General features: G+C 71.4%; 15 protein-coding genes. 2 read left to right on the forward strand and 13 right to left on the reverse strand.

The window, feature by feature from the left end; all coding sequences use genetic code 11:
• Window positions 1–199 precede the first annotated feature (199 nt).
• Both ACWGH0_RS03345 and ACWGH0_RS03350 read left to right on the forward strand, forming a co-directional pair.
• On the forward strand, window positions 200–1,465 hold the full coding sequence (locus tag ACWGH0_RS03345) for a PP2C family protein-serine/threonine phosphatase (RefSeq protein WP_453402558.1): 1,266 nt from the start codon (window positions 200–202) through the stop codon (window positions 1,463–1,465).
• A gap of 365 nt (window positions 1,466–1,830) precedes the next feature.
• Entirely contained in the window at window positions 1,831–2,244 is a 414-nt protein-coding gene (locus ACWGH0_RS03350) for a hypothetical protein (protein WP_453402413.1), read from the forward strand.
• 163 nt (window positions 2,245–2,407) lie between these two features.
• Here the strand turns inward: ACWGH0_RS03350 and ACWGH0_RS03355 are convergent, their stop codons facing one another.
• The 13 genes from ACWGH0_RS03355 to ACWGH0_RS03415 form a co-directional block, all read right to left on the reverse strand.
• Window positions 2,408–3,157 (reverse strand): phosphodiesterase, encoded by a 750-nt coding sequence (locus tag ACWGH0_RS03355; protein ID WP_453402414.1) that lies wholly within the window; start codon window positions 3,155–3,157, stop codon window positions 2,408–2,410.
• The gene (locus ACWGH0_RS03360; RefSeq protein ID WP_453402415.1) at window positions 3,154–4,140 is read right to left on the reverse strand and encodes an EamA/RhaT family transporter; all 987 of its coding nucleotides are present in this window, start codon (window positions 4,138–4,140) and stop codon (window positions 3,154–3,156) included. The genes ACWGH0_RS03355 and ACWGH0_RS03360 overlap by 4 nt, the downstream gene beginning before the upstream one ends.
• A complete protein-coding gene (locus ACWGH0_RS03365; RefSeq protein WP_453402416.1) occupies window positions 4,130–5,389 on the reverse strand; it encodes an ATP-grasp domain-containing protein in 1,260 nt (419 codons plus the stop codon). The genes ACWGH0_RS03360 and ACWGH0_RS03365 overlap by 11 nt, the downstream gene beginning before the upstream one ends.
• Before the next feature lie 124 nt (window positions 5,390–5,513).
• Window positions 5,514–6,860 carry a cation:proton antiporter gene (locus ACWGH0_RS03370; protein WP_453402417.1) on the reverse strand — a complete coding sequence of 449 codons (1,347 nt, stop codon included), beginning with the start codon at window positions 6,858–6,860 and terminating at the stop codon, window positions 5,514–5,516.
• Window positions 6,847–7,374 carry a dCTP deaminase gene (locus ACWGH0_RS03375; RefSeq protein WP_453402418.1) on the reverse strand — a complete coding sequence of 176 codons (528 nt, stop codon included), beginning with the start codon at window positions 7,372–7,374 and terminating at the stop codon, window positions 6,847–6,849. Before ACWGH0_RS03375 ends, ACWGH0_RS03370 begins: the two co-directional genes overlap by 14 nt.
• On the reverse strand, window positions 7,371–7,931 hold the full coding sequence (locus ACWGH0_RS03380) for a hypothetical protein (RefSeq protein WP_453402419.1): 561 nt from the start codon (window positions 7,929–7,931) through the stop codon (window positions 7,371–7,373). The genes ACWGH0_RS03375 and ACWGH0_RS03380 overlap by 4 nt, the downstream gene beginning before the upstream one ends.
• Window positions 7,928–9,022, reverse strand: coding sequence for a hypothetical protein (locus ACWGH0_RS03385; RefSeq protein WP_453402420.1), 1,095 nt, complete (start codon window positions 9,020–9,022; stop codon window positions 7,928–7,930). The genes ACWGH0_RS03380 and ACWGH0_RS03385 overlap by 4 nt, the downstream gene beginning before the upstream one ends.
• Before the next feature lie 17 nt (window positions 9,023–9,039).
• The gene (locus tag ACWGH0_RS03390) at window positions 9,040–9,474 is read right to left on the reverse strand and encodes a type II toxin-antitoxin system RatA family toxin (RefSeq protein WP_453402421.1); all 435 of its coding nucleotides are present in this window, start codon (window positions 9,472–9,474) and stop codon (window positions 9,040–9,042) included.
• A gap of 19 nt (window positions 9,475–9,493) precedes the next feature.
• A complete protein-coding gene (locus ACWGH0_RS03395; protein ID WP_453402422.1) occupies window positions 9,494–10,093 on the reverse strand; it encodes a DUF6031 family protein in 600 nt (199 codons plus the stop codon).
• Window positions 10,090–11,199, reverse strand: a complete 1,110-nt coding sequence (locus tag ACWGH0_RS03400; protein WP_453402423.1) for a DUF6001 family protein — start codon at window positions 11,197–11,199, stop codon at window positions 10,090–10,092. The genes ACWGH0_RS03395 and ACWGH0_RS03400 overlap by 4 nt, the downstream gene beginning before the upstream one ends.
• A gap of 2 nt (window positions 11,200–11,201) precedes the next feature.
• A complete protein-coding gene (locus tag ACWGH0_RS03405; protein ID WP_453402424.1) occupies window positions 11,202–12,878 on the reverse strand; it encodes an alkaline phosphatase family protein in 1,677 nt (558 codons plus the stop codon).
• Window positions 12,875–13,657, reverse strand: a complete 783-nt coding sequence (locus ACWGH0_RS03410) for an HAD-IIA family hydrolase (RefSeq protein WP_453402425.1) — start codon at window positions 13,655–13,657, stop codon at window positions 12,875–12,877. Before ACWGH0_RS03410 ends, ACWGH0_RS03405 begins: the two co-directional genes overlap by 4 nt.
• Entirely contained in the window at window positions 13,654–14,907 is a 1,254-nt protein-coding gene (locus ACWGH0_RS03415; protein WP_453402426.1) for a hypothetical protein, read from the reverse strand. The genes ACWGH0_RS03410 and ACWGH0_RS03415 overlap by 4 nt, the downstream gene beginning before the upstream one ends.
• Window positions 14,908–14,909 lie beyond the last annotated feature (2 nt).

Raw genomic sequence — 14,909 nt, forward strand, 5'->3', positions numbered from 1 at the left:
GCGGGAAACGTACGCTCTCCTGGATGATCGCGGCGGCGCGGGAGGGCGGAGACGATACGCGGTCTGCAAGGATGTTCCACATGGATGTGACACCGGGAACTCGGCTGATCACGCTGAACGCGACGGGACAACGCGCCCGGCTCACAGCTCCGCAGGGGACCGCAGCGGCGATCGCCGCTCGCACCGGAGCGGCCGGATGATGTGCGGGACCAGCGACGAAGAAGATGGCCGCGCGGACGAACACCACGGGCCGCAGGACGAGCACGCCCGATTCTCCTCATTGCTGGAGGACAGCGCAGAGGACCTGTACGAGCACGCGCCCTGCGGCTACCTGTCCACCCTGATGGACGGCCGGATCGCGAAGGTCAACGCCACACTGCTGGACTGGCTCGGCTTCGAGCGCGGTGACCTGGTGGGCCGCAGGCACTTCTCCGATCTGCTGACCGTCGGAGGCCGGCTGTACTACGAGACACACTTCGCCCCTCTGCTGCAGATGCAGGGCGAGATCAGCGGCATCGCCCTGGAACTCAAGGCTGCCGACGGCTCGCGCCTGCCGGTCCTGATCACCTCCACGGTCCGCACGGGCAGCGACGGGCAGCCGCTGCTGATCCGCACCACCGTCTTCGACGCCCGCGACCGCCGCGCCTACGAGGCCGAGCTGCTGCGCGCCCGCAAGGAGGCCGACGAGGAACGCGACCGGCTGCAGCGCCTGAACGCGACCCTGCAGAAGACGCTGCTGCCGCCGGCGCTGGCGAACGTTCCGGGCCTGGACGTGGCCGCGCACTACCACATCGCCTCCGTCGACGAGGTCGGCGGCGACTTCTACGACCTGTTCCCTCTCGCGGCCGGCACCTGGGGGCTGTTCCTCGGCGACGTGTCCGGCAAGGGCGCCGCCGCCGCGGCCATCACCTCCCTGGCCCGCTACACCCTGCGCGCCGCCGCCGTCTACGACCCTGACCCGGCCGCCGTCCTCACCAACCTCAACACGGTCATGAACCACGAGTACCAAGGGAGCGACCCCCGCTTCTGCACCGTCATCTTCGGCCTCCTCACTCCCGACCACGACCAGGGCGGCTTCCGCGTCACCCTCGCCAGCGGCGGACACCCCCCGGCCCTGCTCATGCGCGCGGACGGCACCGCCGACTACCTCCCCACCCCCGGCGGGCAGCTCATCGGTGTCCTGACCGACGTCGACATCGCCACGGCCACCGTTCACCTCGGCCCCGGCGACACTCTTCTGCTGCACACCGACGGCCTGACGGAAGCTCACACGGCCGCAGGCGGCGACGACCGGTACGGCGACGAGGCCCTCCTCGGCTTCGGCCGGGCTCTGGCCCCCGCCACCGCATCCGGCACCATCCGTGCGGTCCGCGACCTGCTCGACACCTTTGGCTCCGGCGTGGACGACGACACCGCCGTCCTGGCCATCCACGTGCCCGGCCCCACCGGTCAGGAGCGGCACTGACCCAGTGGCCGGCCACCGCTCCCGGCCCGCTTGCCAGGGCCTGGCCGGGAGCGGCCTCTGGCACCCCTCACCGAGGAAAGGGTGCCGCAGCGGCGCCGAAGGGCCGCCCAACATCCTTCCCGGAATCTGCTTGCGACGGAGGCACTCCCTTGGAGTGGGGCCCCGAGACCACTCCTCAGAACAGCTCGCCCGAACTCCTGATCCCACGGGCCCACGGGGACGGTTCGCGGGTGGCCGTCCGGCGAGGGCTGCCTCCGGTGGATCGTCCGGCGTGTCCGCCGCGTACGGGCCGACGCCGCCGCGCACAGTGAACGTGTCGGCAGCCGCCCCTCGGCGGCCTCGCTTCACGACGGATGGAGATGCCAGTGACCGTGGTCAGTGACAGCACGACGGGTGAGGAGCTTGCCGAGCGCCTGCTGGAGGGGGTGGTGAACGAGCCGATGCGCGCGGCGACGAAGCTGCTGGGCGCCCATGGCGACGGTTACTGGCTCAGGCGTCTGACGCACGACCAGGAACTCGCGGCCCTGGTCGAGCTTCCGCTGATCGACCCGTCCGGCCGTTGTCCCACCGTCGACTGGGACGCCGTCGGCCGCCTTCTGAAGGTCCCGGGGTGGTCCCGCGGGGCGTCCAGGAGCCAGACGGCGGTGCTGGAGTTCGCCGCGTCGCTGCTGAGCCGGTGCCCGGTGCAGCTGGGGCGGGTGAGCCAGGCCGTGGACGACGCGGAGTTCCAGCTGCTCCTCGGGGCGATGGAGGAAGCCTCGTACGGCGATCCCCGCTGAGCCGTGCGGACCCCTCGACCGCACTGAGTGCGCGCCGCCACCGGCTGCCCTCATGCCGCCACGCCCGCCGGATGCGGCTCGCAATCGGCACCCTGCCGGAACTTCGGCCGCATGCGGAGCGGCCGGGCGCCTGTCCGGGCCCGGCCGCTGTGCCGCAGGGGCCTCACAGAGCCCTGACGTGGCTGGTGAGCCTGCCTTCCTCGTACCAGTGGAAGGTGAGGGCGAGCGGGGCGTCGTGGGTCTTCCAGGAGTCCTCCGGCCCCTGCTCCCACGGCAGGAGCGCGGTCGAGGCGATCCCGGGCGCGCACAGCAGCGGCAGGCCGGCGAAGACGGTGGCGGCGGCTGTGTGGGCGTGGCCGCACAGCACGGCGGCGACCTGGTCGTGGCGGGCCAGCACGTCGGCGAGTTCCTGCGGCTCGCGCAGCCCGATCCGGTCGATGTACGGCACCCCGAGAGGTACGGGCGGATGGTGGAACGCGACGAAGGCCGGCCGGTCGGGGGCGGCCGCGAGCGTCTCCTCCAGCCACCGCAGCGTCTGCGGCTCCAGCAGCCCCTCCGACCGCCCGGGGACCGAGGAGTCGCACATGAGGATCCGCACGCCGCCGATGTCGCGCACCTGGTTGACGGGAGCCGTGCCCGGGCGGCCGCCCAGCAGTACTTCCCGGAACTCCGGGCGCGCATCGTGGTTCCCGGGGCACAGCAGGACCTGGTGACGCTCGTGGAGCGGGGCCAGTGCCTCCACGGCCTGGCGGTACTCCCGCTCGGTGCCGCGGTCGGCGATGTCCCCGGTGATCAGGACGGCGTCCACGACGCCGGTGAGCCCGGCGAGGTACTCCACGGCCCGCCGGACGCGGGCCGCGCTCCGCGGGCTCCCGTCGAGGTGCAGGTCGCTCAGGTGGGCCAGAACGGTCATGCCTTGGCCTCTGCCGCCGCCTGCTCCTGCGCCTGCTCCCGTTCCTGTTCCCGGGCGGTGCGCCTCCCGGCGTGCCAGCGGGCCCACGTCCCCAGGCACATGGCGGCGGTCAGCCCCAGGATCCCGATGAGGCTGTGCTGCGACTGGTGCAGCCTCGGGTCGAAGAACTGGGCCAGGTACGTGATCACCAGGTTGGTGCCGAACAGCATCGACACGGTGATCGGCTCGGTCCGTACGATCCCCTGCTGGAGCAGATACAGCGAGACGATGACCCCGACGACGCTGATGGCCAGGATCGCCCCCACGTTGCCGGGCGAGTACGCCTCGAAGCTGTCACGGACGACGAGGATGGCGAGGGTCGCCACGATCAGGGCGACGAAACGGGAAGCCATCATCTGCCGGACCGACATGCCGGCGTCGCCCAGCCGCTTGGTGTAGTAGGTGACCCCCGTCAGGGAGGTCGAGGTCAGTACGCACATCACGACCCCGAAGACCAGCTCGCCCGTCGGCAGGTCCCCGATGGCCGTGGACCCGTTGGACGCCATCGCGAGGAGGTAGCCGATGGCGGCCAGCATCGCGCCGGCGGCCACCAGTTCCAGCGGAAGGGCCTTTGTGCCGGGACGGAGTTTGAAGCCGAGGACGATGGTGATCGTGGGGCCCAAGCCAATGATCATGGAGTTGGCCATGGCCGGCTCGAAGACGGTGAACGCGTACAGCACCGCGATCCAGCAGACCGCTGTGGAGACGTTCAGCATGATCACGTCGGGCAGACAGCGGCGGACCACGGCCTTGAGGGCCTGCTTGTCGCGCAGGGTGAAGAAGTAGAAGGCCTGAGCGACGACGAAGGAGTTGAAGGCGATGAACTCCGGCGAGAGGTCTTGGACCAGGGCGCCCTCGAAGACCGACTTGGTCGAATTGATGACGCAGTAGCCGAGGACCAGCAGCGGGCCGGCGGCCAGGGCGAGGCGGCGGCTAGACGACATCGTAGAAGCCCTCGCCGTCCAGGTGGCGGGCCGTCATGTAGTCGTGCGTGACAATGCCTTCCACCTCGTGCACGAGGTGCACCAGGAGCGGGTAGGTGAGGTCGTTGACCGTTTGGGATATCTCCTCGCCCGGCTGCACCTTCACGAGGACGTCGTGGAAGCTCTCCAGGGCCCGCAGGGCGGGCAGCTTCGGGTAGTCGACGAGCTTTCCGGCCTCGGGCGCGACCATGTTGACGCAGACCGCGTGCCGGGCGACCTCGTAGTCCGTGTGCCGACGGGCCTCGAAGCCCTCGGGGTCGGTGTAGGCGAGCACCGTCCACTCCAGCTGGCTCTCACCGATCGCCGCCCGGGTGAGCAGCGGCAGCATGGCCCCGCAGACACGGGCGCCGGTCTCGACCAGCCGCGGTCCCTGCGGGGTGAGCTTCAGTTCGGTGTGCGCGGGGCCGTTGCTGATCCCCAGGGCGTCGAGTACGGAGAAGGCGTACGCGGCGAGGATGTCCTGCTCGGGGCCCCGGCGGACCATCAGCGCCGACCCGCCGAGCAGGTCGCGGACCCCGTTGACCCCGAGGTGCTGGGTCTTCCAGATGTCGCACACGTAGTGCTTCCCGTCGAGGCTGACGGTGTTGACGTAGTACTCGGCTCCCACCAGGTACTCCTGGGCGACCACGGCGTCGTTGCGCAGCCCGAGCGCGCTGTCCGCGCCGACGAGCGAATCGAAGGCACCGCGCACCTCATCGGCGGTGCCGCAGAAGAACACGCCGTCGTTGAGCGCGCTGCGGACCGGCTTGAGGACCACGGTCCGCCCGGTCTCCCCGTACCAGGCCAGCAGGGTGTCGAGGTCGGTGGCGAGGATCTGGTCGGCGGCCGGTACACCCGCGGCCTTGACGGTCTCCACCATCTGGAACTTGTCGCGCCGGGCGGTGCTCAGCGCGGTCCCGTTGGTGCGCAGTCCCAGGGCCTCGCTGAGGACGTCGGCGAGCTCGACGCCGATCTCCGCGCCGGCCAGCAGTGCGACCGGTGCGTAGGGGGCGATGGCGGCCAGCGTCCCGGCCACGTCGCCGTGGTGGACCACGGTGGCGAGGAAGTCCTCCGGGCGGAAGGACGCGCCGAAGACCGCGGGCGGCTGCGGTGTGCTCTGCACGTGCAGGCAGTCGTAGCCCCGGGCGTGGAAGAGCGGTGCGAGATGGCTCGCCGTGGAGAACGCGTCGACGATGGCGACGACGGGGCGACGGCCCTGAGGGGTACTCATGTGGGGCTCCTTCACTGCTGAGCGGTGGTGACCGCGGAGGGGGGTGATGGTGTTGATCGACGGCGGTCTGCCCCCGGCCCCTGAGCAGGGCGGGGGCGAGACGGAGCCGGGCGCGACGTGCGGGTCAGCCCGGCGCGGCGTGCGCGGCCCCGGCGGGCCGGCTCTCCGTACGGGTGTCCTCGTCGTCCCGGTCGGGCGAGAAGGCCCCGCGGGCGACGGCCCGCGCCAGCCACCAGCCGGCGAGCTGCGAGGTCACGATCGCGGTGAGGACCAGGGTGGTGAACAGCGAGGCGTTGATGATGCCCGCGTCGAAGGACACGGTGGCGAGCACGATGCCCGGCCCGCCCCGCGCGTTCAGCGCGACGGCCAGGTCGAGGGACTCGGACTCCGGGCGCCTGGCGAGCCGGGCCCCGCCGTAGACACTGGCCGCCTTCGCGGCGCAGGCCACCAGGACGAACCCCGCGGTGAACCAGGGGTCGAAGGAGTGGACCAGGTCGAGCTTCAGGCCGACGACGGCGAAGTACACGGGTATGAAGAACCCGGACGCGAAACCCCTCAACTGGCCCAGGGAAACGCTGTGCGGGCTCTGGCCGGTCATCCCGGACAGCAGGCCCACGACGAACGCCCCGAACATGGGCGCGACCCCGAGGAACACACAGCTCGCGGACACCGCCAGCAGGACGGCCATCCGTACGGCGAGCGCGACCGGCGGCCGGCCCGCCGGACCGGAGGGGGCGCCGGCCCGGCGGCGCAGCGCCGCGGCCGCCAGCACCATCAGCCCGAAGAAGGCCACGGACGCCGCGCAGTGGTAGGCGGCGGACCCGTTGGCCGAGGTGACGCCCAGGACGTGGGCCAGACCGAAACCGTCGTCCCGGCCGCCGGCGACCATGCCCAGGGCCACGGACAGGATCACGTTGAGGACGATGTCTTCCAGGACCGCCACCGACAGCACGATCCGTGCGAACCGGGTCCGGATGATGCCGAGGTCGAGCATGATCCGCGAGATGACCGGGATGCTGGTGACGGCGATGGCGCACGCGATGACCAGGGTCAGCGCCTGCACGTCGGCGGCAGGGCCCAGGACGTCCCGGGTGTCGATGACCTTGACCGTGAGCAGGCCGAGCGCGAAGGGCACGACCATGCCCGCCGCCGCGATCACGGCCACGGACCGGCCGTCCCTGCGGGAGAAGACCGTACGCATCTCCACGCCCGCCGTGAACATCAGCAGCAGCATGCCGATCTGGTACACCAGCGCCAGCCCGGAGGCGGCCGGGCCCGTCCCGGGAAAGAGCCAGGACTGCGCCTGCGGGAGCAACTGGCCCAGCACGGTGGGCCCGAGGAGCAGCCCGCCGAGGATCTCTCCGATCACCGGAGGCTGCCGCAACCTGGCGAAGAGCCGGCCCACCAGGTGGGCGGCGGCCACGAGCAGGGCGAGCGCCGCCAGTACGCGGAAGAGGTCAATCTGCGACACGGGCGTCCAGACTGAAGCGGGAGGCCACGGCAGAGGACGAGCCGGTGTACTTGCCGTCGTAGCCGACGGCCTCGCCCTGCATCGACCAGAACGCCAGCTTCCCGATCATCATGCCGGGGTAGACCCGCACCGGATGGGCGACCTTCATCTCCAGGGTCCAGGGGAAGACGGCTCCGCTGTGTCCCAGCGGGGCGGAGAACTGGATCCAGATGCCGAGGGTCGAGGCGGACCGGCAGGCGTAGAGGGTGGCGGCGTAGTGCGGGCTGCCCATCGCCTCCATGGTGCCGCCCAGGTAGAAGCGGCCCGGTTCGAGGACCATCCCCTCGGGGCCCATCTTCACGTGCTGGGCCTTGGGCGGCTCGAAGCAGTCGATGATGCCGTCCTCGTACCAGAGGATGTCGTCCGCGAGCCGGAAGCCGTAGCTGTTGGGCTCGATGCGTTCCGCGTCGAAGTCGTCGATGTGGATGCGTCCGGCCCGTACCTCGGACAGGATCTCGGGTCCGCTCAGGATCACAGCCAGCTCCCCAGCAGGTCGTGGACGGCGGCGCGGTACTCGTCCAGGCCCGCTCCGTTGTCGATGACGGCGTCCGGTGGGATCCGGTCGATCTCCCGGGTCGAGCGGTCGGCACGTGACGGGTCGCCGCGGCCGGCCAGCCGCACCTGGCGCAGCTCCTCGGCACAGGTGATCCGCAGGACCCGGAACCCGCGGGCGCGCAGCGCCGGGGCGTCCACGTGCGGGTCGCGCAGGTCGTCGTTGACGACCAGGTCCGCGTCGACCGAGTCGAGCCGGGCGACGAAGTCGTCGGCGAGCGATTCGGGCCGGATCCGGCGCATCGCGTCGGCGAGGGCCTCCATCAGGACCTGGTCCTGGGCGCCGTCGTGGAGCGAGCCGCCCGCTGTGCGGTACACCTGCTCCTGGAGGTCGTACAGGGGTTTGGCCAGCTTGATGCGGGCGTGGGTCAGCCCCTTGTCCTGCGCGAACTCCTCGATGAGGGTGGCGCAGGTGGACTTGCCGGCCCCGGCCAGGCCGACCACCGATATCCGCAGGGTGCGGCGGGCTTCGCTCGTCATCGTCTGTTCTCCTGCTCGGAGGTAGTGGAGGCGCCGGCGGGGGAGCGGCCGAGGACGGCGTCCGGGTCGACGTCGAGGGTGCCGCTCAGCCGCACCATGGCCACGGAGTCCAGGACGGTGCGGAGTTCGGACAGCGACCGGTAGAACGCGGTGTAGTCGGGGACCAGGTAGGACTGCCAGGTGAAGAAGGTGGTGTCGACCTGCCGGTCCACGATCTTGTTCAGGTGGGCCCAGCGCTCGTTGGGGTCCGTCAGGTGCCGGACGGTCAGCGGCTCGCCGGGCTTGACCTCGGGGAGCAGCAGCGCGGCCAGTTTCTTGGGTTCGGCCGTGAACTCAGCGCCGAGCCAGGACTCGAAGACGTCGGGGTCCATGAGGATCTTGTGACCGGGCTCGTAGGTGTCGACCTGGTCGTCGACGCCGTCGCGGACCATCTTCTCCAGCGCCGCGTCGGCCCGGATGGTCCCGACGCCCACGTACGGGTAGTCGCGCCACGGGTGGACGAGGATCTCGCCGTCCTCGATCGTGCAGAACAGCTTGTCGCCGGTGAAGTACTGCCAGCCCGGGCGGCGCAGGGCCGAGAGGAGGGTGGTGGTCTTGCCTGCACCCTTGGGCCCGGCGATGATCACAGCCTCGCCGTCGCGGTGCAGGCCGGAGGCGTGCAGAACGACGGTGCCGAGGTTCTCCTCGTGCCGGATCACGAGATCGCGTACGAAGTCGAGGATCTGGACGGTGGACTTCTCCGTCATCCGGATCGTGAAGGTGTTGTCGTCGGCGGTGTCCACGGGCGCGTCGAGCAGCGTCGCGCGGTTGATGTACCGGCGCCGGTCCGCGCTGTCCACGATGTGCGCGTCGAAGTTGAACTCGGCGGCGTTGCTGCGGCGGACGACGGACTGGGGCAGGCTCCACACCTCGGGTGCGACGTCGGTTTCGGGGGCGTAGGCGTGCACGCCGATGCGGAAGGTCTCCGCGCGGGCGGGCTCGGCGGATATGAGGTGCCGGAAGAAGCGGTGGACCGGCTCGAAGACGCCTTCGGCGTCCGAGGCCACGTCGAAGCGCACCGTCGTGTGCAGGAAGTTCAGGTACAGACTCATGTCGGGGTCTTTCTCGGTCACACGGCGCGGGCCGCGACGGAGCGGAGCAGCGCGTCCGCATGGGCTTGGAAGGACTGGGACCAGATGGGTTCGAGCAGGGGGGCGAGACCGTCGATGCCCAGCTCGAAGCGGATCGAGAGCGCGACGCGGGTGCCGCCGGGCGCGGCGGTGACCGCCCACTCGCCCGACAGTTCCTCCAGGTCTCCCGTGGTCTGTTCGAACCGCAGGCGCAGACCGGGCCCGGTGGCCTCCCGCTGCACCCAGGTCACCTCGCTGCCGTTGAGGCGGACCTTCCACTCGTTGAACCGGAACGTCTTGTCCTGCTCCGACCGGGGGGCGACGGCCACGACGTGTTCCGTCCGCGAGGCGACCTCCCCGCTGTCCTTGACGAGCGCCCACACCTCGTCGGGCGTCCGTCCCCCGACGAGCGTCTGCGCCTGAATCTCGGGCATGTTCACTTACCTCTCTGCTTCAGGCGGCCTTCATGAAGGGAGCCAGGAATCCGATGTCGAGCCCGGCCGCGCGGGCCAGGCGGGCCCAGACCCGCAGGGTCCGCAGCATGTCCCGCTGTCCCTCGGCGACGAGGCGGTCGGGCAGTTCCCCCGGGAAGGCGTCCAGCAGCCGTTCCCACAGGACGTAGATCTCCCCGACGGCGCAGCTGTCGCCGCCGAACTCCTCGTGCAGGCCGAACACCTCGGCGAGCTCGGGACCCGTGGCGTCGACCACCTCGCGCATCCCGTACTCCAGGGCGACCGCCAGGCAGTGCGCGTCGTCGACCGCGGCGCGGCCGGCCAGCCGCTGGTCGATGTCCAGCAGCTGTTCGAGGAAGCGCAGCTTCGCGGCCTGCTGCATCTGCGGCTGCTCCGCGCCCCCTTCGAGGTCCTCGATGTACGCACGCCCCTCGGCCAGCATCAACCAGGCGGTCTGCACCCAGATTTCGACTGCCTGCGGGCCCGCCATGACGTGCCCGGCCCGCACCGAGGGGAACGCCGTCATCTCCCCGGCCGTCCGCGATGCGGGCGGCCTGCGGCCTTCGCTCATGTCGTGCTCCTTGTCCGTGTACGTGCTCATCGGCGGTTCTCCGCGCCGGTGTAGCCGACGCGCAGCCGGGCCGCGCCCGCGCGCAGCGCGCGCAGCAGCGAGGCGGCGGCCCTCGGGTCGAGTCCGGCCAGCTCGTCCAGGGCGACCGGGGCGCCGGTGAGCGGCAGGTCCCTTTCCGTACCGACCCCGGGGAGGACTACGCCGTTCCCGGAGCCCAGCAGGAGGGAGGCCCCTTCGAGGTACGGCTGTACGGAGCCGGTGATTTCGGCGCCCACGGTGACCGACTCGGCCGTGCCCGTGGCCCGTACGGCGTCCAGGACCAGCGCGGCGAACGATCCGGCCAGGGGCTCGTCGGCCGCAGTGGGTCCGAGGGCGGCGCTGACGCCCTTGCGCAGCCGCTCCACCTCGGAGGCGACGGCCTGGAGCCGCTCCCCGTGCCAGCTGCCCGCGGCCATCAGCCGACTCCAGCGCAGTACGTACCACTTGCGGGTGGTGTAGACGTCGCCGTGGTGCGAGCCCAGCGCGTCCATCAGGTGCAGCAGCACGTTGTACGCGTAGCCGACGCGGCCGCGGGTTTCTCCGGCGGCCTCGGCGAGCACGCAGTGCACCGCCTGTTCCACGGCGGTGTGCAGGGCGGCCCGGCACCAGACGCGGCTGAGCGCGGGCAGCCACTCCAGGTACGGCGCGGCGCCGTCCAGGGTGAGGCCGTTGACGATGCGCTCGGTCTGCTTGCGCCGCGGCTCGCGCTGCTTGTCCCAGGCACGGAAGCCGGCCACGGTCTCCTCGGCGGTGAGACCGGCGAGCCGGTTCAGCTCCTCGAGGTTCGAGGCGAGTTCGGCCCGGCTGAAGGAGACGACCTCCAGGTGGTGCCCGTCTTCGAAGATCTTGGTCGAGATCCGGGGGCCGTCGATCGCGGCCTCCTGGATGCGGATGAAGTCCAGGTCGCTGGTGGGGTTGGCCAGGCCGTGGACGGGGGAGCTGGTCAGCAGCAGCAGGCCCTCGCCCACCTGCTCGCGCATCAGGCCCGACAGCCACTGCGCGTCCAGGGCGCGGCTGCTGAGGAATCGCGACACGTGGGCGTGGCGGCGTGCGGTGAGTTCGTGGGGTGACAGGGCGTGTGGGAAGCCGGACGGCATGATCAACTTTCGTCGGTGGAATCGGATGTACCGGCGTACGGGCCCGCCGTGTCCCGGTCCACGCCGAGCCGGCCGAGGACCAGCGCCGCCGGCCAGGTGTTGTCGATGACGCCCGCCTCCTGACCGGCCTCGATGCCCGGGCCGAGGGCCGCGTGGACGGCATGGAGCCGGCTGTCGCCCGTGTAGACGACATGGGCCCCGGTCTTGGGAACCCGCCGTACCACCGCGCCCTCGCCCAGCAGCTCGGCGGTCGGCTGGTAGTCGTCGGTGAGTGCCACGTAGGCGAGCGTGGGGTCGGCGTCGAGGTCGGCGGGGTGCAGACCGTCCCGGTCCAGGAAGCCGGACACCACGGGCCGGCCCGTGTCCGGGTCGGTGAGGGCGCTCAGGGCCGCGAAGGCCCGCGCCATGGCCGTGCGGGCCCGTACCGGATCACCGGCCGCAGCCGGACCCGCCCACAGGGAGCCGTTGTTCGCCGGATGGTAGAAGACCTCCGACCGCTCGGCGTCGAGCTCGCCGCCCGGACGGGTCCGGGCAAGGCCGGCGCGCACCAACGCGTCGTTCAGGTGCACCAGATGGGTGCTGCCGACCATGCCGTGGTCCGCGCCGAGCACCACGGTGTCCTCGGCCCCGGCCCGGTCGAGGACCCGGCCCAGCACCGCGTCGGACCACTCGTAGCAGCGGCGGACGTACGACCACACGGTCTCGGCGATGTCCGCGCGGTAGGCACCGCTGCGCTCGTCGCACCACCCCAGCAGCTCATGGCCCACGTCGTCCGTCATCGGCAGGTAGACCACCACCAGATCGGCGTCGTGCGTCTCCAGCACGGCGTCGGTCGCGGCGGCGAACGAACGGGCCACGCACCGCACCGAGGAGAGGAACACCTCCTCGGCGCCGCCGTCACCACCCTCCGCGAGCCGGGGGCCGAACACCCCCTTGCGGTAGAGCGGGCCCACACCCTCGCCGGCGAAGGGCGGGCACTCGGTGAGCCGGCGCAGCGACCCGCGATTGCGCCCGGCGACGCGCGGCCGCCACACACCGGTGTGCACCAGCAGCAGCCGGCCCCCGACCGGAACGCAGCGGACCCACGTGCCCTGCTCCGCGTCCAGCCGCAGTGGCCGCCAGTCACCGCCGGGTACGAGCAGGACGCCGTCGGCGCCGACCCCCACCCGGACCTGGTCGTCGCCGACCTCGACCTCGGTGCGGAACGCGCCGATCTGCCAGTCCTGGCGCCCGGTTCCGGCCTCGACGACCTGCACGCCGTGTCGGGTCGAACGGCGGCTGTACGCCTCCACCGCCCCGTCGATGTGCGGGCCGACCCTGTCCTCGTGGTCGAAGACCCACGGGACGTGCACCAGGGCACTGGTCAGGTCGTGTTCCGAAAGCGTCTCCCAGACCGGCTCGGCCGCCGGGAACCCGGGTGCGAACCCGCTGACATGGCTGGCGAGACCCTCGCCCGCACCGGGCACGGTGTACCCCGTCACCCGGTGCTCACTGGGCCAGGTCCCCGTGAACAGGGTCGCCAGCGACGGCGGGGTCTGGCAGTTGGGGTGCGCCGGCCGGGCACTCGCGAACGTACCCCGCCGGCGCATCCGGCTGACCGAGGGCAGCGCGCCCTCCCGCTCCAGCCGGTCCACGACCCAGTGCGCCCCGGCGTCCCACACCACCCAGTACACCGTCATGGGCCGACCAGTCCGCGCATCAGCCGGGGCAGTTCGGCGACGGACTCGATCTCGTGGGCGGCCCGGCCGGTGAGCCCTTCGGCCCGCTGGTCCGCGTACTTGCCGGTCCGTACCTGCACGGTCCGCAGTCCTGCGGCCAGACCGCCGGCGATGTCGGTGGTGGCGTCGTCGCCGACCACCACGCACTCCTCGACCGGCACGTCCAGGGAGTGTGCCGCGAGGGCGAAGAAGTCGGCGGACGGCTTCCCCAGCACCCGGGCGGTGGCTCCCGACGCGTACGCCACGGCCGCCACGACCGCGCCGGTGTCCAGATGGTCCCCGTCGGCCCGCTTGAAGTAGCGGCCGGTCTGGAGCGCGAGCAGCTCGGCCCCGTCCCGCACCGCCCGGAAGGCCCCGTCGAGCGCCGCGTAGTCCAGCGTGTCCCGGCAGTCACCGATCAGCACATGGCTGTACGGGGGCTCGGCGACCAGTGTGGGCAGCGCGGCGCGCAGCTCGCGCGAGACCAGCGGATACGTGCGGGCTCCGGCCGCGCTGAGCAGCCGCGCCGCCGCCACCACCGGCGTGAACAGCTCGTCGGCGGCCACGGTGAGCCCGTACTCGACGAGTTCGCCCCGAATCCGGTCCGCCGGCTTGGAGTCGGTGTTGGTCAAAAACCGCAGCCCGATGCCCAGGTCACGCAGGGCTGCCACCGCTTCCACCGCGCCCTCGACGACGGCTCCCCTCGCGTACAGGGTGCCTTCGAGGTCGAGCAGGACCGCGCGCACGGGGGAGTCCGTCATCGGCCCACCGTCCGGGCCAACTCGGGACGGGCGGCCACGGCGTCCTTGAGGAAGGTCCGCTTGGAGTAGAAGCCGCGCTCGTCGCTGAGACCGCGCGCCCGCAGGAACGCCTCCAGCCAGGCGACGATCTCGGTCATCTCCGCCAGCACTTCGGCTTCGTCCGGCTCAACGGCGACGCGGCTGCGCAGGTACTCCAGCTCGCACTGGTTGAGCGTCACCTCGCGGGCCTCGACCAGGCTGCAGTGGTCGAAGAAGATCCCGTAGACGTGTCCGGTGCGCACCGACTCGAAGTTGACGTCGTAGCGGACCCGGCGGAAGGACGGCAGGCGCACGGCCCGCACCTTCAGCTCCTCGCGGATGTACTCCTCGAAGCGGCCGTCGTCGGCGAGGTCGAGGCCGTACGTGTGGCTCTCGCGTCGCTCGAAGGCGTCCTGCGCGTACCACTTGCGCTTCAGCAGGTGCTTGCCGTCGGTGGTGGGGATGAAGGAGACGTAGCCGCGGTCCTCCTCGGGACCGGTGACCTCGAAGAGGTGGTTCAGGTAGTCCCAGGCCTGGAACTCGTCCCGGTACTCCATGAGGTATCCCGGCAGCCCGCCGGCCAGCAGGTCCTGGTACAGCTCGACCGTCAGCGTCCAGGAGTCGACGGGCGGGGTGAGCGTGTACTTGTACTCCAGCTCCTTGCCGCCGAAGCACTTGCGGTAGTAGCGCTGGTGGTTGTTGAGGAAGAGGAACTGCTCCGCGTGCAGACGCACGGCCTCGGCCAGCCAGCCCAGGTCCTCGACCTGCGAAGTCGCCACCGGCTCCGGTGTGATCCGGATGAAGCAGGCGTCGTCGGCGAGGAAGCGGACCTGGCTGTGCACGTGGGCCCGCTCGCCGTCCGCCGTCACGTAGAACAGCGGCACCAGCGGACCGGACGCGTCACCGGTGACCGCGGTGACGGCGGCGCGCAGCCCGGATCCGGCCAGCATGCCGGGGAAGAGTTCGTCGCCACGGGCCTTTACGCTGTGCCGGCGGGTCCCGTCGACCGTGCGGGCCGACAGCTCCAGCGCGCCGAGGCGGTCCCAGCGCAGCACGACCGTGTTGCTGGGAAAGGGCTGCTCCACCGGGGCGTCGAGCTCCACGAGGACGATCGCGTCGGAGCCCGACAGCGGGGCCGTGCCGTTGAGCAGGTGGATCCCGCCCAGGGCCAGCCAGGCGCGACGATCGGGTCCGTGCGCCGCCGGCGCCTTGGGTGCGTGGGTGTCGCTCACGT

This window comes from Streptomyces sp. NPDC054887 (assembly GCF_053610585.1).